This window comes from Celeribacter sp. SCSIO 80788 (assembly GCF_051054295.1).
Classification (GTDB): domain Bacteria; phylum Pseudomonadota; class Alphaproteobacteria; order Rhodobacterales; family Rhodobacteraceae; genus Celeribacter.
Genome location: NZ_CP150482.1, coordinates 1,521,725 through 1,542,963 on the forward strand (window position 1 = coordinate 1,521,725; position 21,239 = coordinate 1,542,963).

At 62.4% G+C, this 21,239-nt stretch carries 18 protein-coding genes; 3 read left to right on the forward strand and 15 right to left on the reverse strand.

From position 1 onward, the window contains the following. Positions 1-3: 3 nt before the first annotated feature. From glgB to V1471_RS07670, 4 genes are all read right to left on the reverse strand, one after another. The gene (gene glgB, locus V1471_RS07655; RefSeq protein WP_434287754.1) at positions 4-2,211 is read right to left on the reverse strand and encodes a 1,4-alpha-glucan branching protein GlgB; all 2,208 of its coding nucleotides are present in this window, start codon (positions 2,209-2,211) and stop codon (positions 4-6) included. 63 nt (positions 2,212-2,274) lie between these two features. Further along, on the reverse strand, positions 2,275-4,665 hold the full coding sequence (locus tag V1471_RS07660) for a glycogen/starch/alpha-glucan phosphorylase (protein ID WP_434287755.1): 2,391 nt from the start codon (positions 4,663-4,665) through the stop codon (positions 2,275-2,277). 272 nt (positions 4,666-4,937) lie between these two features. Next, entirely contained in the window at positions 4,938-5,603 is a 666-nt protein-coding gene (locus V1471_RS07665; RefSeq protein WP_434287756.1) for an NnrU family protein, read from the reverse strand. A 62-nt stretch (positions 5,604-5,665) separates the two neighbouring features. Further along, a complete protein-coding gene (locus V1471_RS07670; RefSeq protein WP_434287757.1) occupies positions 5,666-6,439 on the reverse strand; it encodes an SDR family NAD(P)-dependent oxidoreductase in 774 nt (257 codons plus the stop codon). Positions 6,440-6,637: 198 nt separating this feature from the next. Between V1471_RS07670 and V1471_RS07675 the strand changes: the two genes are divergently transcribed. Then, complete coding sequence (locus tag V1471_RS07675) at positions 6,638-7,399, forward strand: SDR family NAD(P)-dependent oxidoreductase (protein WP_434287758.1); 762 nt, start codon at positions 6,638-6,640, stop codon at positions 7,397-7,399. A gap of 3 nt (positions 7,400-7,402) precedes the next feature. Here V1471_RS07675 and V1471_RS07680 read toward each other — a convergent pair whose 3' ends face one another. Both V1471_RS07680 and V1471_RS07685 read right to left on the reverse strand, forming a co-directional pair. Further along, entirely contained in the window at positions 7,403-7,969 is a 567-nt protein-coding gene (locus tag V1471_RS07680; protein WP_434287759.1) for an NIPSNAP family protein, read from the reverse strand. A gap of 93 nt (positions 7,970-8,062) precedes the next feature. Next, positions 8,063-8,968 (reverse strand): helix-turn-helix domain-containing protein, encoded by a 906-nt coding sequence (locus tag V1471_RS07685; RefSeq protein ID WP_434287760.1) that lies wholly within the window; start codon positions 8,966-8,968, stop codon positions 8,063-8,065. A gap of 158 nt (positions 8,969-9,126) precedes the next feature. Between V1471_RS07685 and V1471_RS07690 the strand changes: the two genes are divergently transcribed. Both V1471_RS07690 and V1471_RS07695 read left to right on the forward strand, forming a co-directional pair. Continuing rightward, positions 9,127-10,818, forward strand: coding sequence for an FAD-dependent oxidoreductase (locus tag V1471_RS07690; protein WP_434287761.1), 1,692 nt, complete (start codon positions 9,127-9,129; stop codon positions 10,816-10,818). Beyond that, positions 10,819-11,595: an SDR family NAD(P)-dependent oxidoreductase gene (locus V1471_RS07695; RefSeq protein WP_434287762.1), complete on the forward strand. Its 777-nt coding sequence runs from the start codon at positions 10,819-10,821 to the stop codon at positions 11,593-11,595. A 31-nt stretch (positions 11,596-11,626) separates the two neighbouring features. On the opposite strand, the gene V1471_RS07700 is transcribed toward V1471_RS07695, so the two are convergent. The 9 genes from V1471_RS07700 to V1471_RS07740 all read right to left on the reverse strand — a co-directional run bounded on the left by V1471_RS07700 (position 11,627) and on the right by V1471_RS07740 (position 21,079). Further along, a complete protein-coding gene (locus V1471_RS07700) occupies positions 11,627-12,358 on the reverse strand; it encodes an ABC transporter ATP-binding protein (protein WP_434287763.1) in 732 nt (243 codons plus the stop codon). A 2-nt stretch (positions 12,359-12,360) separates the two neighbouring features. Further along, entirely contained in the window at positions 12,361-13,110 is a 750-nt protein-coding gene (locus V1471_RS07705; protein ID WP_434287764.1) for an ABC transporter ATP-binding protein, read from the reverse strand. Further along, entirely contained in the window at positions 13,110-14,081 is a 972-nt protein-coding gene (locus V1471_RS07710; RefSeq protein ID WP_434287765.1) for a branched-chain amino acid ABC transporter permease, read from the reverse strand. The genes V1471_RS07705 and V1471_RS07710 overlap by 1 nt, the downstream gene beginning before the upstream one ends. Next, a complete protein-coding gene (locus V1471_RS07715; protein ID WP_434287766.1) occupies positions 14,078-14,956 on the reverse strand; it encodes a branched-chain amino acid ABC transporter permease in 879 nt (292 codons plus the stop codon). Before V1471_RS07715 ends, V1471_RS07710 begins: the two co-directional genes overlap by 4 nt. A gap of 89 nt (positions 14,957-15,045) precedes the next feature. After that, positions 15,046-16,176, reverse strand: a complete 1,131-nt coding sequence (locus V1471_RS07720; protein WP_434287767.1) for an ABC transporter substrate-binding protein — start codon at positions 16,174-16,176, stop codon at positions 15,046-15,048. 119 nt (positions 16,177-16,295) lie between these two features. Beyond that, positions 16,296-17,420 (reverse strand): ABC transporter substrate-binding protein, encoded by a 1,125-nt coding sequence (locus V1471_RS07725; protein ID WP_434287768.1) that lies wholly within the window; start codon positions 17,418-17,420, stop codon positions 16,296-16,298. A gap of 48 nt (positions 17,421-17,468) precedes the next feature. Next, complete coding sequence (locus V1471_RS07730; RefSeq protein WP_434287769.1) at positions 17,469-18,266, reverse strand: shikimate dehydrogenase family protein; 798 nt, start codon at positions 18,264-18,266, stop codon at positions 17,469-17,471. A gap of 150 nt (positions 18,267-18,416) precedes the next feature. Continuing rightward, positions 18,417-19,337 carry an NAD-dependent epimerase/dehydratase family protein gene (locus V1471_RS07735; protein ID WP_434287770.1) on the reverse strand — a complete coding sequence of 307 codons (921 nt, stop codon included), beginning with the start codon at positions 19,335-19,337 and terminating at the stop codon, positions 18,417-18,419. Continuing rightward, positions 19,334-21,079, reverse strand: coding sequence for an FAD-dependent oxidoreductase (locus V1471_RS07740; RefSeq protein WP_434287771.1), 1,746 nt, complete (start codon positions 21,077-21,079; stop codon positions 19,334-19,336). The genes V1471_RS07735 and V1471_RS07740 overlap by 4 nt, the downstream gene beginning before the upstream one ends. Positions 21,080-21,239 lie beyond the last annotated feature (160 nt).

Genomic DNA, 21,239 nt, shown 5'->3' on the forward strand with positions numbered 1-21,239 from the left:
CAATCACGCGTCGTCTTTAACAAAAATCATAGTCGAAAGCGGCGGCAGGGTGATTGTGGCTGCCGCAGGCTGGCCCTGCCAGGCGTCCGCCTTGGCAAAAGCCGCGCCCATGTTGCCGCGACCACCGCCGCCATAACATTCCGCGTCACTGTTCAACGCTTCGATCCACTTGCCTTCCGACGGGAAGCCAAGCTTGTACTGCATCCGCTCGACCGGCGTGAAATTGCACACGACGACCACTTCGGGATCGCCCGGCTGGCCGCGGCGCACCCAGGCGTAGACGGAGGCTTCGGCATCGTTGGCCTCGATCCACTGGAACCCGCCGCCTTCGCAATCCTTGGCGTAAAGCGCGGGCGTCTCGCGGTAGAGCGTATTGAGATCGCGCACGAGGCGCTGAACCCCTTCGTGCATATTATACACGAGACAGGACCAGTCGATTTCCTTCTCGTGGTTCCATTCCTGCCACTGGGCGAATTCCTGCCCCATGAACAGAAGTTTCTTGCCGGGATGGCCCCACATGAAGCCGTAATAGGCGCGCAGGTTGGCGAATTTTTCCCATTCGTTGCCGGGCATTTTCGACAGCATGGACTGTTTGCCGTGCACCACTTCGTCATGGCTGATCGGCAGGATGAAATTCTCCGAGAACGCGTAATGCAGGCCGAAAGTCATCTGGTGGTGGTGGTATTTGCGGTGGATCGGCTCGCGGGACATGTAGTCCAGCGTGTCGTTCATCCAGCCCATGTTCCATTTGAAGCCAAAGCCCAGACCGCCGGTGTCGACCGGCGCGGAGACGCCCGCATAGGCGGTGCTTTCCTCGGCCACGGTCATGATCCCCGGCACTTCGCCATAGGTGAGCGTGTTCATGTCTTGCAGCATGGCGATGGCTTCGAAATTCTCCCGCCCGCCCTGGGAATTCGGAATCCACTGCCCCTCAGCACGGGAATAATCGCGGTAGATCATCGAAGCCACGGCATCGACGCGCAGACCGTCGACATGGTATTCCTCGAGCCAGTAGAGCGCATTGGAGGTCAGAAAGTTGGCGACCTCGGTGCGGCCGTAATTGTAGATCAGCGTGTTCCAGTCCTGATGGAAGCCTTCACGCGGATCGGCGTGCTCATAGAGCGCCGTGCCGTCGAAATGCGCCAGACCATGGCTGTCGGTCGGGAAATGTCCCGGCACCCAGTCGAGCAACACGCCCAGCCCCGCCTTGTGCGCGGCATTGACCAGATCGCGGAATTCGTGCGGCGGACCGAAGCGGATGGTCGGCGCGAACATGCCGACCGGCTGATAGCCCCAGGAGCCGTCGAACGGGTATTCGGAGATTGGCATCAGCTCGATATGGGTGAAGCCCATCTCTTTGGCATAATCCACCAGCTCGACGGCGGCTTCCTTGTAGGAAATAGGCCGTCCGCCTTCCTTGTGCCGCCAGGAGCCGAGTTGCACCTCGTAGATCGAGATCGGCTGATCGCGGCCCTGCAATTTCTCGCGGGTGTCGATCCAGGCCTTGTCGGACCAGCCATAGCCGGAGATGTCGCGCACCATGGAGGCGGTTTCCGGCGGATGTTGTGCGCCGAAACCGACCGGGTCGGCCTTGAGCCGGACGTCGCCATAGGCCCCCATGACCTCGAATTTATAGGCCGTGCCCTCGCCGAGTTGCGGCATGAAAATCTCCCAGACGCCGGTCGCGCCACGACGGCGCATGACATGGCGCCGCCCGTCCCAGGCGTTGAAATCGCCCACCAGAGACACGCGCCGCGCATTGGGGGCCCAGACCGCGAAATGCGTGCCCTTGGTGCCCTCGTGCTCCATCACATGCGCGCCGAGCGCCTTCCAGATGTGGTGGTGCGTGCCCTCGCCCAGAAGGTATTCGTCGATCTCGCCCAGCACCGGCCCGAAGCGGTAGGCATCGTCGACCTTCCAGACCTCTTGGCCGCCATCCTCTTTGCTGGCGCTGCCTTCGAGCAGGTAGGGTTTGGCACCCGTGACCTTGCCGTGGAACAGGCCCTTGAACCCCTCGACCCGACCGAGCGGATAGCGTTTGCCGCCGGAGAGCGCCACCATCGCCTCCGCACCGGGATCGTAGACGGTGACATGACGCACGCGACCGATCTTGTGCGGACCGAGGATGGCGAAAGGATCATCGAAACGTCCCTCGCAGATTTGGGTCAGGACCTTGGGGTCTGCGAAGTCGTTCTCGATCAGCGGGGACATATACGATTTCCTTTAGTTAGGGGGAGCTTAGGAGATTCTCAGGCCTGATCAACTCTTTGATTTTTAGGAAAGAAGGCTCTCAGCTCCCCAAATATCGCACATGTACCCGCGAATTGTGCGATCAGAGGAGAACCAGCCCGACCGCGCCACGTTCAAAGCCGCCATTTCGGCCCATTTGTCCGGGTTCTTGTAAGCCGCATCGACCTCGCGTTGGGCGCGCCAGTAGTCGGTGAAATCGGAACAGACCAGGAAATAATCGGACCAGGTCAAATTATCGGCGATATGGGTATAACGGCCCGGATCTTCGGGGCTGAACGTGCCGTCGCGCAGCGCGTTCAGAGCCCGCGCGAGACGCGGATCGGCGGCGATCGCCTTTTGCGCGTGATCGTGCATCATCCGACGCTGCATCACCTCGTCGGCGAGCATGCCGAAGAGGAAGAAATTCTCCTCGCCGACATGTTCGCGAATCTCGACATTGGCGCCGTCGAGCGTGCCGACGGTGAGCGCGCCGTTCAGCGCGAATTTCATGTTGCCGGTGCCGGAGGCTTCCTTGCCCGCGGTCGAGATCTGTTCCGACAGATCGGCGGCCGGGATCAGCCGTTCGGCGAGCGTGACGTTGTAGTTCGGCAGGAAGATCACCTGAAGATAATCGCGCGTGGCGTGATCGGCATTCACCAGCTTGGCCACGTCGTTGATCAGACGAATGATGTCCTTGGCGAAATGGTAGCCCTGCGCCGCCTTGCCCGCGAAGATCTTGACCCGCGGCGTCCAGTCGCCGTTCGGGTTGTCCCTGATCTCCTGCCAATGCGCGATGGCTTCGAGGATGTTGAGGTGCTGACGCTTGTATTCGTGCATCCGCTTGATCTGGATGTCGAACATCGCTTCGGTATTGAGCTTCACACCATGGGTCTGAGCCACATAGGTTGCGAGCGCCTGTTTGTTGTCGGATTTGACCGTCTCGAACCGCTTGATCCAGGATTTGTCCTTGATCGAAGGTTCGAGTTTCACGAGCTGTTCGAGATCGTCGACCCAGCCGTCGCCAATGGTGTCGGTGATCAGCCGCGACAGGCCGGGGTTGCAATTGTGCAGCCAGCGGCGCGGCGTCACGCCATTGGTCTGGTTGACGATGCGGTTCGGGTGCAGCGTGTGCAGCTCCTTGAACACGGTCTGTTTCATCAGATCGGTATGCAGTGCCGAGACGCCGTTGACACGGTTGGCGACGATGAAGGACAGCTCGCCCATCTTGACCTGCCCGTCCGAGCGCGCCGAGAGCGTGCGCTGCGGATGGGCTTTGTAATGGGCGTCGTCGATGCGGTCGATGATTTGCAGGTGCCGCGGCAGCAGGCGTCCGAACAGGCGTTCGTCCCAGCGCTCCAGAGCCTCCGGCAAAAGCGTGTGGTTGGTGTAGTTCATGCAGCCGTGCACGATCTCGAGCGAGTCCTCGAAGGACAGCCCGCGCTCGTCATGCAGGATGCGCAGCAATTCCGGCCCGGCGATGGCCGGGTGAGTGTCGTTGAGCTGGATCGCGACCTTTTTCGGCAACATGCGAATGTCGTCGTGCTGGCTGTCGAAGCGGCGCAGGATGTCGCGGATCGAGGCGGCGGAGAAGAAGAACTCCTGTTTGAGCCGCAGCTCCTTGCCCGCCTCGTTGCTGTCCTCGGGGTAAAGCACGCGGGAGATCGTCCGTGCCAGCGCCTCGTGTTCGGCGGCGGCGGCGAAATCGCCGGAGTTGAAGAGACCGAGATCGAACGGATCGACCGCGCGCCCGGCCCAAAGCCTGAGCGTGTTGGCCCATTTGCCCTTCCAGCCGATGATCGGCGTATCGAAGGCCTCCGCCTGAATGAGCTCGGCGGGCCGCCAGAGCGTCTTGCCGTTCTCGTAAATCACATCACCGCCAAAGCCCAAGGTAAAGCGCACTTCCGGGCGCTCGAATTCCCAGGGATGCGGTTCCTGCAACCAGGTCTCCGGGCTCTCGACCTGACGGCCATCGACGAAGCTCTGTTTGAACAGACCGTTCTCATAGCGGATGCCATAGCCCATGGCGGGGCAGCCGATGGTCGAGAGGCTGTCGAGGAAACAGGCGGCCAGACGGCCGAGACCGCCGTTGCCCAGCGCCGCGTCCGGTTCGTCGTTGAGGATGGTGCGCATGTCCATGCCGAAATGATCGAGCGCCTCCTTGACCTCTTCGACCATCTCGAGGTTGACGATGCCGTCTTCGAGCAGGCGCCCGATCAGGAATTCCATCGAGAGATAGTAAACCCGCTTGCCGTCCTGCTCATAGGTCTTGCGCGTCGAGGCGACCCAATGGTCGACCATCCGGTCGCGGATCGCGTGGGACAGGGCCATACGCCAGTCGAAAAACTGCGCATGCTCCGGGTCTTTCCCCATCGTGTAGGTGAGATGCTTGAGAAGGGCATCGCGGAACTCGGAGGATGTGCGGTCTTTTCGCGCCATGTGTCACCTTATGCAAGTAGAGAGGTTTTCGAACTCAGACAGAAGAACAATCGTTTATCTACAGCTAAAACTCTATTAATTCCTGTGGCAAGGCACAGTTCCCGTTTTTGGCTGCACCGCAGCACCCCTATCGTGAAACGCGCTAAACATGCCAGAGTTTTACGCAATTTCCTCTCATGAGTGTGATGGCCCCACACGCCCCCTTCCTAGAGCGCAAGCGTGACAGTTTTGTGGAACCGCGCGATTTCCCGCCCGGGCTCCGGAGCCTGCCGTCAGCGCAAGGGGCTGATGCCGATCACAGGTCCATGAAGCATGATCAGCGCGGCATAAAGCAGCAGAGCCACCGCGAGGCGCAGCCCGGTGCCGGGTATCGGGGACAGATGCAAAGGTGCGGCGCGGGTTGCGCTCCAGAGACGGTCATATGCCTCCCCCATTTCGCGCCGTTTGCGCCGGGTGATCATCCGCCCGCCAAAGCCCGCGAAGGCTGCAAAAGCGCCGAACAGGATGACATGCGCCAGATCGCCATTCACCAGAAGATGCGCGCCCCCCCAGAGCGCCAAGGCCAGTAAAAGCGGATGGCGGCTAAGGCGCACGATCCCCGGTTGCGCCGGGTCGAAACGGTCGTTGTGCAGACCGCCGAAGGAAAAGGGATTGGGGCGTCCGAGGGTGAAAGCGAGGATCAGGCAGACCCCGAGCATCACCGTGAGCGCGATGTGCCGCAGCGCCTCAGGCCCGGACCAGAGCGCAATGAACGGCGCGCGCCCGGCGGCGACGATCAGCCACGTGAGCACCGCAAGAGAGAGCGCCGAATAGAGCCATGTGAAGCCGCGCGCACCGATCCGCGCCACGAGCCATGGCTTCACCGGCGGGCGCACCGGCAGGCCGTGCGAGAGGAAGAAAACGATGAACGCCGCGATAAAACCGCCCCAGCCCTGCATTTTCTTCCTCCGCGCATCCTGTGACCCCCTCCTAGCAGAGGAGGCCCCCGGCTTGGAAGATGTCAGCTTGGCAGATGATTAAGCCCGGTCGCCGACACACCGCCATCGGCGAGGACGGTCTGGCCGGTGATATAGCCCGCGCCGTCGGAGGCGAGAAAGGCGATCACGGCGGCGATGTCTTCGGGCTTGCCCACGCGGCCCAAAGGCACGCGTTTCGAGCGCGCTTCCTCAAGGCCCTCTTTCTCATAGATCATCGCGGTCAAAGGCGTGCGGATCATGCCCGGCGCCACCGCATTGACCCGGATGCCATCGGGTGCCCATTCCATCGCGAGGTTTTCAACGAGCGAAATCACCGCCGCCTTGGCGGGCGCATAGGCCGCCTGCCCGAGATGCGCCTGCATCCCCGACATGGAGGCCACGACAACGATATTGCCTTGGGACGCTTTCAACGCCGGGTAAAATGCCTGCGCGAGAACGAAGGTCGAGCGGACGTTGAGGTTGAACATCCGGTCCCATTCCGCAAGCGATTGCTCGGCCAGCGGCGCGGGTTTGCCCGCACCGGCATTCGAGACGAACACATCAAGCCCGCCAAGGAAGGCCAGAGATTTCGCCGCAATGTCGCGCGCCACCTCGGCGTCGCCCAAGTCCCCGGTCAGAAACAGAACCTCCGCGCCCTGCCCCTCCAGCTCGGCGATCAGCTCCGCGGGCGCGGGTTTGCGCCCCGAAGCCGTGGTCACGATTTTCACCGCCTCGCCGCGCGCGCGGGCCTCCCCGGTCATCTGGCGCAGAGCCGCCCCCCCGATCCCTTCGCTGCCGCCGGTCAACATGATCCGCATGACGTTTCCTCCAATGTCTTATGTGCGTTTGCGGCGAAGATTTCAGCTACGCCCGGTGCCGACAATGGACATATCCCTAACCCGCTTAGAGTTTTCGGTTTTCTACAAGACTTCCAGAGGCCTGTGCATCGCGCAGGTGGACCGTTTCGGCGCAGACTGGGCGAAACAGACTGGGTAAAAATGGGAGGAGAATTCTACATGACATTGAAGGGCAAAACCGCCGTCATCACCGGAGGTGCTGCGGGGATCGGGCTTGCGGTGGCGGAGCTGTTCGCCGCACGGGGCGCACGGGTCGCGATCCTTGATCTGAACGGCGATCTGGCGGCACAAAAGGCGGCGGGGCTTGGGTCACATCACCTCGGCATGGCGGTCAATGTCACCGACGAGGCGGGCGTGATCGCAGCGCTTGCCGAGGTGGGGGACATCGACATTCTCGTGAACAACGCAGGGATCGGCGACGTCAATATCCCGACCACCGAGCAAAGCCTCGATCACGTCCGCCGAATGCTCGATATCCATGTGGGCGGCGGGTTTCTCATGGCGCGAGAGGCGGCGAAACGGATGCAGGCCAAGGGCCACGGCGGGGCGATTGTGAACCTCGCCTCGATTGCCGCGCTGACCGGCCTGCCCCGGCGCAATTCCTACGGCGCGGCCAAGGCGGGGTTGGTGGCGATGACGAAATCCATGGCCTCCGAATGGGGCCGCGATGGCATTCGCGTCAACGCGGTCGCGCCCGGCTATGTGGCCACCGATCTCGTCCGGGGGCTGATCGAGGACGGGCTTTTGGACGAGGCGAAAATCCTGCGCCGGGTGCCTTTGGGTCGGATGATCGACCCGTCGGAAATTGCCGAAGCCATCGGTTTTCTCGCCTCCGACGCGGCCTCGGCCATCACCGGATCGGTCCTCTCGGTCGATGCCGGATGGATGGCCTACGGCGCGGCGGACGATCTCGAAGGCTGAGGCTCAGCGCAGCGGCGAGACCGAGATCGGGCGGAGGATTTCATGGCGGGTGGCCCCTTTGGCGCTCGCCATCGGATCGCCGCCCCAAAGCGTCACGATCTCGCCCAAGGTTTCGCCAGAGATCACGCGCCAGCGGCCCACAAGCGGCTGATCGCAGGCCGCATCGGCGCCAAAAGTCAGGCTTTGCATCCCTTCGGCAAACACCGGCACCTCGGGCGCGTTCGGGTGATGGGTCTTGCGCCCGACCTCAGCGGCATCGAGCATCGCGCCGCCCTCAAGACGCTCCATCAACATGTTGCGCTGCGTGACGATCATCGGGAAACCTTCGGGCACGAAGCCTTCGGTCCAGTCGCGATCCGCACCAAGCCCCACACGGGCGGCGGCGCGTTCCTCAAGGCTCTCGTAAATCCACAGGTGATAGAGCCGGTTGAGCGCGCCCGTGTCCGTCAGCCAATAGCCCGCCATCGGCAAATGCCGCGTCACGGCCCCCATGCCCTGGCGCATGAACAGCGCCAGATAGGCCGGGCCGGTGCCGGGTTTCAGGTCATAGGCGCGCAGCTCGTGGATCATGATGTCCTCCCTTTTGAGTTGGACAATTCCATCCCGAGAGCGGCAAAAACATGCAAAAAACACGCTTTGATTTGCACTATTCACTCATGCCCCTCAAGCCTGCCGCCGCTCCGCCAGACAGGCCTCGCGATACGCCCCCGGCGGCACGCCCACGCGCTGCGAGAAGAAGCGCGAGAAATAGGCCGGGTCTTCGAAGCCCAGATCATAGCCCACCTCCGCCACCGTCATCGTCATGTAGATCAGACAGCGCTTGGCCTCGATCACCACACGCTCGTGCAACAGCTGAGAGGCGGTTTTGTCGGCGCGGGCCTTGCAGGCCAGATTGAGCCGCTGGATCGACACGCCAAGCTTGGCGGCATAGAACTCGAGCGCCTTCTCGCTTTTGAAATGCGCCTCCAACAGTTCGCGGTAGCGGCACAAGAGATCGTAATCGCGGTCCACCCGCTGCGGGTCCACGCTTCCGGTCTCGGCCCGCAACCGCATCAGCGCCACGAGGATGCGTTGGAACTGCGCCCTGATCGCCATCCGCCGCCCCGGCGCGGTCCAGACATATTCCCGGCGCATCCATTCGAAACTTTCCTTGAGCGCCCCGCAATTGGCCGGATCACCGCCCAAAGGATAAACCGCCGGATGCGCCAGCGCCTCGCCATAGCGCGCATCGCCCTGGGTCATGGCCTTGGCATAGGTGCAGGCGGCGGTGATGACATGGCCGTCAGTGCCGGGCAGAAAGCGGATTTCATGCACCATCGCCACCGGGATCACCACCACGGCAGGCACCGGGATCTGATAGGTCCGCGCCTCGATCCGGATCTCGCCGCCGCCATGTTCGACAAACAGAAGCTGGACGTGATCGGGATGCGCATGCGCGCGAATTGTCCAATCGTTCGGCCCCGAGCGGTCGCGGATCGGCTCGACATGAACAAAGTCCAGTTCGACGTCGGAAAGCTCGTCTCCGTACAGATAAATGCGTGGAATCAGCTGATCATGGGCGTGCAGCATCCTCTTTCTCCTCCTTTTGGCATCCGGCTCCTCTTCCGGATGCTGTGACCAATAGTGCAATGAATTTCGGCGTCCGTCCATTCGCGCGCGCGGCCTGGCTTGGCATATCTCGACACAGGGAGGCGGCGAAGATGCGCCGCACAACTGGAGGAGAGAAGATGCAAGACCGGCTCAAGGACGGCACGCACTGCGATGTCTTGGTGATCGGCTCGGGGGCGGGAGGCCTCTCGACCGCCGTCACCGCAAAGAAACACGGGCTCGACGTCATCGTCATCGAAAAAGCGCCGGTTTACGGCGGCACGATGGCCTTTTCGGGCGGCGTGCTTTGGATCCCCGGCAATCAACATTGCCCCCCCGGCGATGTCGAGCGCGCGCGGGAGTATATGAAACACGAGACCGGCAATTTCTTCGCGGCTGAGGCGGTGGACGCCTATCTCGAACAGGGGCCGAAGATGGTCGAGTTTTTCGAGCGCGAGACGGAGGTCAAATTCGTGCCCTCGCTCTATCCGGACTATCACCCGGACGCGCCGGGCGGGGCCGACATCGGTCGCTCGATCACGGCGGCGCCCTATGACACGAGCGGGTTGGGCAAGAACCTCAAACGTCTGCGCCCGCCTCTGTCGACGATCACCTTCATGGGGATGATGTTCAATTCCTCGAACGCCGACATCAAACATTTCTTCAACGCCACCAAAAGCATAGGTTCCTTTGCTTATGTGACGAAACGGCTTGCGGCCCATGCGGGCGAAGTGGCGCGGTATGGCCGCGGCACGCATGTGACCTCGGGCAATGCGCTGGCCGCGCGGCTGGCGAAAAGCTGTTTCGATCTGGGGATTCCGATCTACACCGACAGCCCGGCCGTCGAGCTTTTGACCGAAAACGGCGCCGTTGTGGGCGCCAAGGTCAAGGGCGAGATGGGCGTGGTCACGGTGCGCGCAAACAAGGGCGTGGTGCTGGCCGCAGGCGGGTTTGCCCATGATGTGGAGAAGATCCGCGAAGCCTACCCGCATCTCAAACGCGGCGGCGAGCACCTCTCGCCCGTGCCGGAAGAGAACACCGGCGACGGGATTGATCTCGGGCGTGCGGTTGGCGGCAAGTTCGAGGTGAACTTCCCGGAAACCTCGGCCTGGATGCCGGTCTCGAAAGTGCCCTCCAAAGGCGGATACAAGGCCTTCCCGCATCTTCTGGACCGATACAAACCGGGGATCATCGGCGTGCTCGCGAATGGCAAGCGGTTCACCAATGAAAGCGACAGCTATCACGATGTCGGGGCTGCGCTGATCAAGGCCTGCGAGGGGCAAAAAGAGACCGCCTGCTGGCTGATTGCCGACCGTCCGACCATCCGAAAATACGGTCTGGGCCATGCGAAACCCGCGCCGGTGCCTTTGGGGCCGTCGCTGAAGAATGGCTATCTGGTCTCGGGTCGGACGCTCGATGAGTTGGCGCAGAACGCGGGCATTGATGCGGCGGGTCTCAAGGCCACGATTGCCGCCTACAACAAAGACGCGGTGCGCGGCGAGGACCCTGAATTCGGGCGCGGGCGCACGGCGTTCAACCGCTATCTCGCCGACCCGGAGGTGAAACCGAACCCCTGCGTCGCGCCGGTGGCCCAAGGGCCGTTCTATGCGCTCAAGGTGATCATGGGCGATCTCGGCACGTTCGACGGGCTGCAAACGACCGTCGAGGGGCAAGTGCTCGACACCGAAGGCACGCCGATTGGCGGGCTGTTCGCGGTGGGCAATGACCGCGCCTCGATCATGGGCGGCAATTATCCGGGCGCGGGGATCACCCTCGGGCCGGCTTTGACCTTCGGCTATATCACGGGCCGTCATCTGGCAGGAGTGGCGTAAATGGGCTGGATCGATTTCACAGGGAAAACCGTCGTCGTGACCGGCGGCTCGGGCGGCATTGGCCGGGCGATGCTCGTGACCTTCAAAGAGCTGGGGGCCACGGTGGTGGCCCTCGACTACCGCGCGGAGGATGCCGAGGCGGCGGCGCATGAGATCGGCGGCTATGGCTTTGGCTGCGACGTCTCCGATCCGGCCTCGGTCGCCAAGGCGGCGGATCAGATCGGCAAGCTGGGCGGCGCGGATGTTTTGGTGAACAACGCAGGTATCCTGCGCCCCGGCCCGCTTGAGAGCCTTGCGCTGGAGGATTGGCAGGCGATGCTGCGGGTCAATCTCGATGGCTGTTTCATTACGGCACAGGCGTTTGGCGCGCAGATGATCGCCAAGGGCAAAGGCGCGCTCATTCATGTGGCCTCGATCTCCGCGAGCCAGCCGCAGCCCTTCTCCGGCGCTTATTCGCCCGGCAAGGCCGGGGTCGCGATGCTGTCGCGGACGCTGGCTTACGAGTGGGGGCCGAAGGGGGTGCGGTCGAACGTTGTGTCGCCCGGTCTGGTTCTGACGCCCATGTCCGAGCCATTCTATGCCAATACAGAGGTCAAAACCGCCCGCGAGCGACTGGTGCCCGTGGGGCGCATCGGGGCGGCGGAGGACATGGCAAATGCCAGCGCCTTCCTTGCCTCGGACCGCGCCAGCTATATCAATGGTCAGGAGATCGTGGTGGACGGGGGCTTGAGCCAGACCCTGATGGGGACCGTCCCCCGCCCCGGATATACCACGTGATATACCAAATGACATAAGAGTGGGAGGTGGCTCAGGCCACCTCCTCCATATGACCGCCCAGGAACAACTGGCCGACCTTCGGGTTGGCCAAAAGCGCGTCGGCCTTCTCGTGCATGCGCATCTGACCCAGTTCCAACACAATGCCATCATCCGACATCGCAAGTGCGGCCTTGGCGTTTTGCTCGACCATGAGGATGGTGACGCCCTCGTCCCGCAGCGTCTTGAGCGTCTCGAACACATCCTGCACGAGGTTCGGCGACAGGCCGATGGAGGGCTCGTCGATCAGCACCAGCTTCGGATCGAGCAGGAGAGAGCGGGCAATTTCGAGCTGTTTCTGCTGACCGCCCGAAAGCTCGATGGCCTTGCGGTCGCGGAACTGGCGCAGCATCGGGAATTGATCCATCACCAGCTCCATGCGGCGTTTCACACTGGCCTGATCGTTGGAGGTGATGCCGCCCATCTCCAGATTGTGCCAGACGGAAAGCTGCGGGATCACGTTGCGGCCCTGCGGCACATAGGTGACGCCGTGGCCGATCATCTGTTTGGGCGAAGAGCGCGTCACGTCCTCGCCATCGAAAATGATCTGGCCGGAGTGGATGTCGAGCATGCCGAAGATGGCCTTGAACACCGTCGATTTGCCCGCGCCATTGGGACCGATCACCGTGGTGATCGTGCCGCGCGGGATGGAAAACGTGGTGCCATTGAGAATGGTGATCTTGCCGTAGCCGCCATAGAGGTCTTTGAGTTCAAGCATTGCAGACATGGTCAGCCTCCCAAATATGCGTCGATGACTTGCTGGTTTGAGCGGATCTCGTCGGGCGTGCCCTCGGCGATGATCGCGCCTTCGGCCAGAACGATGATCCGCGTGCACAAGGACATGACGAATTCCATGTTGTGCTCGATCACGACAAAGGTCGTGCCGTGTTCGCGGTTGTAGGTGATGAGGCGTTCCTTGAGATACTGGAGCATGGTGAGGTTCACGCCCCCCGCCGGTTCGTCCAGAAGCACGATCTCCGGCCCGGCCATGAAGGCCATGGCGGCATCGAGCAGCTTTTGTTGCCCGTAGGACAGTGACCCGGCCTTTTCGTCGCGGAGATGCCCGAGGCGGAAGAACTCGATCATCTTTTCGGCCTCCCCCGTCAGCCCGGCATCGGATTTGCCGAACAGCCGGGTGAGCATCGTGCCGTGGTGTTCCTGACCGGCCATGATGATGTTCTCGATCACGGTCATCTGCGGAAACACCGAGAGCTGTTGAAAGGTGCGGCCGACGCCCATCTTGCTCAGCTCATGCGCCTGCGCGCCCGCGACCGAGGTGCCATTGATCCGCACCGAACCGGAGCTGGGCGTGAGCTGGCCGAGGATGCAGTTGAACAGCGTCGATTTGCCGGAGCCGTTGGGGCCGATGAGGCCAAGGATTTCGCCCTTTTCGACCTCGAAACTCACACCATTCACGGCACGGATCGGACCGAAATGTTTGTTGATGTCCTGAACGGACAGAACTGTGTCGATTTGCATCACAATTGCGCTCCCTGTTTGAGATCGCCCCGCTCTTCACGCGGCTTGAAGGAGGCGAGGAGTTTCTGGCCGAGACCGATGAGGCCCTGCGGCGAGAAGATCATCACGACGAGCACGAGAAGCGCATAGATGATCAGGTAATAGCCCTCGGTGAAGCGCAGCAGTTCGGGCAGAAGCACCACAAGGCCCGCGCCCAGAATGGGGCCGAAGAAATAACCGGAGCCGCCCACGATCACCATCAGCAGGATTTTCAGCGACAGGATCAGGGTGAAGGAGCCGGGTTCGATGAACTGCACCAGCGGGGCCTGAAGCGCGCCCGCAAGCCCGCCCATGGCCGAGCCGATGGCAAAGGCCAAAAGCGTCATGCGCGTGGTGTTCAGCCCCAGCGAATTGGCGCGGATCGGGTTTTCACGCAGCGCTTTGAAGGCACGGCCCCAGGGCGACTGAAGCATCCATGCCATGGCCCCCGCCGTGATCAGGAAACAGACCACCACGAAATAGTAGAACGGCAGTTGCTTCATCGTGTCGAAGGGCCCGAACACCGGGCGCGGGATGCCGACGAGGCCGAGAGAGCCGCCCGTCAGCCAGTCTTCGTTGCGCAGGACCAGAAAGACGAGCGTGGTGAAGGCGAGTGTGACGAAGGCGAGGAAGTGGTGCTGCACGCGCAGCGCCGGGTAGCCCAGCACCAGCCCGATGCCGAAACTGGCGCAGATCGAACAGATCACGGCGAACATCCAATGCACGCCCGCCATGGTCAGAAGGGCGGTGATATAGGCGCCGATCCCCATGAAGGCGGCCTGCGCGAGGCTGATCTGGCCCGCGTAACCGAGCGTGAGGTTGAGGCCCATGGCGGAGATCGAGAAGATCAGCCAGGAACACAGAACATAGATGATGTAATTGCCCTGCCCCATCGGCGCGATGAACAGCGCGAGGCCGAACAGGACGAGGAAAATCAGACGGAGCGCGGTCATACGGTCCTCCCTTCGGGCGTGCCCAGAATGCCTTGCGGGCGCACCATGATGATGACGATAAGCAGGATGAGCGGGATCGCGGTGCGATATTCGGCAGAGACATAGACGGCAGCGAGGTTGTCGATCACCCCGATCAGAAGACCGCCCAGAAGCGCGCCCTTGATCTGATTGAAGCCACCGACGATGGCCGCGATGAAGGCGATCATGCCAAGCGTCTCACCGTTGGAGAATTTCGCCAGATAGACGGGCGAGATCAGGATCGAGGCGATGGCCGCCAGAGCGCCGTTGATCAGGAAGGTGTACATCACCATTTTCTTGACATCGACGCCGAGGATTTCGGCCACGCGCGGATCTTGGGCGGTGGCTTGCATGGCGCGGCCGGTGCGGGTGCGGCCGAGGAACAGTTGCAGCGAAATGATCGCGGCGAAGGCCACCACGAGGTTGCAGATGTCCTGAATGGAGATCGAGGCGCCGAACACGTTCATCACATGCTGGGGAAACAGCGGCGGAAAGGGCTGGCCCTGCGCGGAATAGAATTCCTTGACGCTTTCCTTCATCAGGATGCCCAGCGCGATGGTGGCGATCACCAGCGGCAATGTGCCGTGCGGCAACATCGGCTCGACGATCAGTTTTTTGAACATCGCGCCCAGAATGATGAGCGACAGCACAAGTGCGGTCAGGATCGCGGCCCAGAGCGGCAGGCCGAAAATGGTCATCCCCGCCAGCACGAAGAACGCGGGCAGCATGACGAATTCGCCCTGTGCGAAGTTGATGGTTTGGGACGCCTGCCACAGCAGGGTAAAGCCCACGGCGGCCAGCGCGTAGATCGCGCCCGCCGACAGTCCCGAGACTAAGATTTGCAGAAGCTCGGCCATGGCCATTCCTTCCCGTGTTGTTGTGAAACCGGACCCTGCCCCGCGCATACGGGACAGGGCATGGCGGACGCGCCGCCGGGACGCGAACCTCAGTTCGCGGGGAGAACCTCGGAGACCTCTTCGTGGCCATCGACCACTTCGACCATGTAGCTTTCGCGGGAGACCTCTCCGGTGTCGTCCCAGCACATGTCGATCAAGACGCCGGGATGGTCATCGGCGTCGAGGCAAAGCCCATGCACCGTATCGGCAAGTTTCTGGCTATCGACCTCACCCACCATTTCGGTGCCGTATTTGATCGTATAGGTGCCGATATAGCCCTTCATCGCGTTGTAGTCGGGGCTGTAGCCAAAGCGTTCGGTGAACTTGTCGGCGAACTCCTGCACCAAGGGCGCATCGGCGGCCATGGTCAGCGCCACATGGCCTTTCGCACCATTGGCCGCCGCTCCGGCAAGCTCGATCACCTTCTCGGAGGTCAGAACGCTGTCGCCGATCTTCGGGATCTCAAGGCCTTGTTTGACGGATTCCATCAGGAACCGCGCGGCCTCTTCCTGGGTCAGGTAGATGAACACCGCCTCGGCGCCGGAGTTTTTGATCTTGAGCACGTCCGCCGAGAAATCCGCCTGCCCCTGCTCGGACGGCACATCCGCCACGACATCGAGGCCCATGTCTTCCACGATGGACACGAAACTGTCATGCCCGCCCTTGCCGAACTCGGTATTGGCCCAGGCAATCGCCACTTTCGACACGCCAAGCTGATCCTTGAGATAGGCACCGATCTTCGGCATGCCTTTCTGCGCGCCCCAGTTGGTGCGGAAGATATAGGGGTTGCCCTTCTCGGTGATCGACGGTGCCTCGGAGGCGGTGAACTGCGGGATGCCGTTCATCTGCGCGACCAGCATATTGACCACGGTCGAAGACGAATAGACCGTGCCGAGCAGCGCGAACGCGCCCTCGTCGATGGCCTTTTGCACCAAGGCGCGGCTGACCTGCGGGTCGGTCTGGCTGTCGTATTCTTTCAACTCGATCGGCATGCCAAGGATGCCGCCGTGGTCGTTGATCTCATCGACGGCCAGCTCGACGCCATGCGCCCAGACCGTGCCTGCCGCCGCCCCCGGCCCCGACAATTCGACGATATTCGCAATCTTGACCGTGTCGGCGAATGCGCCTCCGGCCAACAGCATCGCGGTCAGGCTGACGCCCATCAATCCCTTGCGTTTCATCTCAGGTTCCTCCCTTGAACGCTCCCGAATGACACAGCGCGGCCCTTTTGATGTGCGTGGGTCCTGCGCTTTGCCCCCCTGTGCCGCCTCCTCGCGGCACAGGGTCATTTTGCACCGCCTCAGTTCGGCGGCAGAATGGTGGTGATCTCTTGCGCGTCGTTCTTCACCTCGACGATGAAGCTCTCGCGCGAGACCTCGCCCGCATCGTCCCAGCAGATGTCCATCAACACGCCCGGATACTCATCCGCATCGAGACAGAGCCCGTGCATCGTGTCTGTGAGCTTCTGGCTGTCGATCTCACCGGCGATCTCCGTGCCGTATTTGATCGCATAGGCGCCGATATAGCCCTTGATCGCGTTGTGATCGGGCCGGTAGCCGAAACGCTCGGTGAACTTCTTGTCCATCTCCTGCAACAGCGGCACGGGCGCATCCGCCGACAGGGCGACATGGCCCAGCGCGCCCTCGGCCGCGCCGCCCGACAGGTCGATGACCTTTTGCGAGGCCAGAACCGTATCGCCGACTTTCGGCACATCGAGCCCCTGTTTCGAGGACTCGATCAGGAAGCGCGCGCTTTCCTCTTCGGTCAGATAGACAAAGACGGCCTCAGCGCCCGAATTCTTGATCTTGAGCACATCGGCGGAGAAATCCGCCTGCCCCTGTTCGGAGGGCACATCGGCGACGATGTCGAGCCCCATCTCCTCGGCCACATCGGTAAAGGCATCGTGCCCGCCCTTGCCGTATTCAGTATTGGCCCAGGCGATGGCCACTTTGGACACGCCGAGATCGTCCCGAAGGAACGCGCCGATCTTGGGCATGCCCTTCTGCGCGCCAAAGGTGGTGCGGAAGATATAGGGATTGCCCTTCTGGGTGATCGACGGGGCCTCGGAGCCGGTGAATTGCGGAATGCCGTTTTGCTGCGCCACGAGCATATTGACCACCGTGGACGACGAATAGACCGTGCCCAGAAGCGCAAACGCGCCCTCGTCAATGGCCTTCTGCACCAAGGCGCGCGATTGCAGCGGGTCGGTCTGGCTGTCGTATTCCTTCATATCGACCTTCATGCCGAGAATGCCGCCCGTCTCGTTGATCTCGTCGATGGCAAGATGCACGCCATCGGCCCAGACGGACCCGGCCGCCGCCCCCGCGCCCGAAAGCTCGACGATATTGGCGATATGGACGGTCTCGGCCTGAGCCGCGACGGCGAGCGTTGCGGCCAGCGCGGTTCCTGTCAGTAGTTTCAGCATGGTCTCCTCCCTGATAGATGCTGATGGGGGTGTTCTCCCCGGTTCTCGTCATGCCCTCCCGGTCATGACATCGACCAAAAGATCCGCCTGCGCGTTGAACATGCCGATCCCCGGCATGATGGCGCAGCCCTTGCTTTGCGCGATCTGAAGCTGCGGCGTGATTTCCGGTTTGGTGATGCTGTCGGCCACGAATTGATGGCTTTGGTATTTCTCGGCCTCGATGGGCAGAGGATCGCCTTCGCGCATGCCCACGGGCGTGGCGTTGCCGATAAAATCGTACCCCGTCGGATCGGCACGACCGGCGCCGACCTTGCCGGGAAAGCGCCCTTCGAGCCGCGCGATGGTGGCGTCGCGCCGCGCGGCATCCACATCGTGGATCGCCAGATAGGCCGCGCCGCGTGCGAGTATCTCATAGGCGATGGCCGCGCCTGCGCCGCCGACGCCGACCAAAAGCGCGCGCTTGCCTTCGATCTCAAAGCCACAGGCCGCAACGCCGTTCATATAGCCCTGACCGTCGGTGTTATCGCCCTGCCATGTGCCATCCTCGCGCTTGTGCATCACATTGACGGACCCGGCAAAGACCGCCCGCTCCGTCGGATGATCGCAGAACGCCAAGGTGGCCTGTTTGTGCGGCACGGTGGCAATCAGCCCGCCGACATTGGGCATCGACGTCATGGCCGCCACGAACGCCGCGTAATCCTTAGGCGCGACATGCGCCGGCACCACCAGCGCGTTGATCCCGCGCGCCACCAGAATGCCCGTCAAAAGCCCCGGCGATTTGACCTGAGCGATCGGATCGCCCGCGATCGGATAGAGCCGGGTTTCCCCGTTCAGCTCGACATCCATTCCCATTCCTCCCTGACGCCATCTCCCGTAGCGTCACCTCTTGGTTAAAATTGCAATCCTTTGCCCGTCGCAGAATGGACGGCGCTCGGGATTAGTTGCACAATTCGCTAAGGAGCCACCCCTGTTCGCGGCCCCCTCCGGCTTTGCGCATCATGCTGCACATGCAGCATCGCGCCAATGCGCCAGCACTCCTGAAATTCCCTCAACCAAAGACGTGACTGGCAGGGCGTCAAACCACACCGCCCGGCCGCCCCCTTGCAGGATTTCCGGAGTTTTCAGGGGAATTCCGTCGATTTCCACCTGCGCCCCCGGCACCTCGCAGAGCAGAAGCTCGACAAATTCCGCCACGCTCGCCGAGGCCCCGTGCAGATCGAAACAGCCCGCCCCGGCCTCGCCATGGATCAGCCCCGCCACCAAAGCGCGGGCCACGTCCGATACATGGACAAATCCCACAGCACCTGAAAATTCGATTTTCGCGGATTGTCCAAGGGCGGCGGCGCGCAGCGCAATCGACGGCCCCGCCGCAATCCCGGCGCTGATCCCCGGACCGTAGACGATATAGGGCCGAAACCCGACACTCGGCAGGCCGTGATCGAGCCAGGCACAGCGCGCCATGCCCTCGATTGCGAGCTTATGGACGCCGTAAAGCGTTTCCGGGTGCGGCAGCTTGCCCTCCCCCGATCCGTAGACGGCGGAGCTTGAGGCATAGCTCATCCGGCTCACCCCCGCCGCGACCGCCGCCGAGATCACCGTCTGCCCGCCGATCAGATTGACCTGCGTGGCGCGGAGCGGATCGGCCTTGCAATCCACGGTCATCAACCCCGCGAGGTGAACAAGCCCGCCGCAGCCGCCCATGGCCTGAGCCACCGCCTCGGGGTCGGTCACATCGCCTGCGATCAGCGCGCAGGCTTGCGACAGGCCCGGTTCGACAAACTCCAGCGTCTTTGCATTGGGCCTCAAATCGAACAAGCGCGGTTTGAACCCCTGCGCCACCAGCTCGCGGGCGACGAATGCGCCCAGAAATCCGGTGCCGCCAGTCACAAGGACGGGCTTATCGCGCCAGCCGCTCATGACGCTTTCCGTTCTGCGTCTCTTGCCGCACGCTGCATCGCATGGGTGGCGGCGATGGAGCCGAAGACAATGCCGGGCCCGATGGTGATCCCCGGACCGGGATAGACCCCGCCCATGATCGAATTCATATCGGCGCCCGCCGCATAAAGCCCCTCGATCACCGAGCCGTCTTTGTGCAAGAGCTGCGCGTTCTCATCGGTGACAAGCCCGGTCGCGGCCCCGATGTCGCCGGGGTAAAGCTTGACCGCATAGAACGGCCCCGGCCCCAGCGGGCGCAGCGTTGGGTTCGGGCCATGCGTGGCATCGCCATTGGCGCGCTCGTAGACGGTTTCGCCACGGTGGAAATCCTCGTCCACGCCGGTTTTGGCCAGTTCGTTGAACCGCGCAACCGTGGCCTCAAGCCCGTCCTTGTCGATGCCGAGCTTCTGCGCCAATTCGCGCAATGTCGCGCCTTGGGTCAGGTAGCCGTCGGCGAGAAAGGAGGTAAAATCCTTGGTGCCGGGATGGATCATCCCCATGCCGTATTTTGTGGCCGCGGCCGCATCGGCGATCAGATAGGTCGGGATGTGCGAGCCGTCCTGGTCGGCGGCATACATGGCGGAGACGAATTCGTGATAGCTGCGGCTTTCGTTGACAAACCGCTTGCCATCCTTGCCGACCGAAATGATCCCCGGCTTCGAGCGGTCCAGCACGAAATGCGGGAAGGCCGCCTCGGACCCGTCCTTGCGTTTGCGGATCGAGACCGGCGCCCAGTAGCAGGGCTGCGCGGAGGTGTCGGAATAATGCGCGCCGAGGCCCAGAACGATGTCATGCAACTCGCCCGTGTGGCCCGGAGCCGCCGGAGAGACGCGCGGTGCCGGATTGGGCAGCATCTCGCGGCGCTTGACCGGATGGCGGGCAAAGCCGCCCGAGGCCAGAACAACGCCCTTCGTGGCCGTTACCTCAACCCGTTGACCGCCCTGCTCCAACGTCAGCCGATACGCCCCGCCGCCCAGAGGCGTCAGCCCGGTGGTCTTGGTTTTGGTCACGATCTCGACCCCGCGTTTGCGCGCCTCATAAAGGAACCGCCCGATCAGCGCATTGCCCATCAGCATCCGCGTGTCGCGGCCATGCGCCCATTTGCGCAGGTAATACCGCGCCACGATGCGCATCGAATAGGCCATCGAGCGCAGGCTCTGTTTCATCTTCAACAGGTGCGGGATGTCGTCGCGGTCGATCTGCATCCCGCCCAGAATGGTAAATTCCGGGATCGGCGGGCGCACGAGCCAGATGTCATCGCCCAAAAGCGCGCCGTCGAACGGCTCGGGTTCCAGCGCGCGCCCGAAGGAGGTCGAGCCCTCCAGCTCATAGAGGTAATCGGGGTGAAACGGGCGGCCCCGGAATGTGACATTGGTTTCGTCTTCGAGCCGGTGAATGGCCTCCGGGCCACGCTTGACGAAGGCTTCGCGGAGTGCGCGCGGCGCGCGATTGCCCACCGCGCGGTCGAGAAAGCCGAGGACGTTTTCCTCGCTGTCCTCGGCGCCCAGTTCGTCGCGAAACCGCGTGTTGGGGACCCATGTGGTCGCCGCCGAAAACGCCGATGTGCCGCCCAGATATTCGGTGCGCTCGACCAAAAGGACGCGCCCGCCCTCCATCGCGGCGAAGGTCGCCGCCGACATGCCCGCCGCCCCTGCGCCCAACACGATGACATCATAGCTTGCGCCGTTTTGCAGCGCAGTTTCCTTGCGCGATTCTTTTTTCATCTCTTCCTCCCTGATGCGCGAACCTTTGCCCTCAAACCTCTGTTTTCATGTGCGTTTTACGAGGCATCTTTTGAGGTTTCGCGCGGCGACTTCAGATCACCTGACGTCAGCATTGTTAATTTTGGAAACTCTTTCAAGTTTTAAAACTTCTTTTATTTTT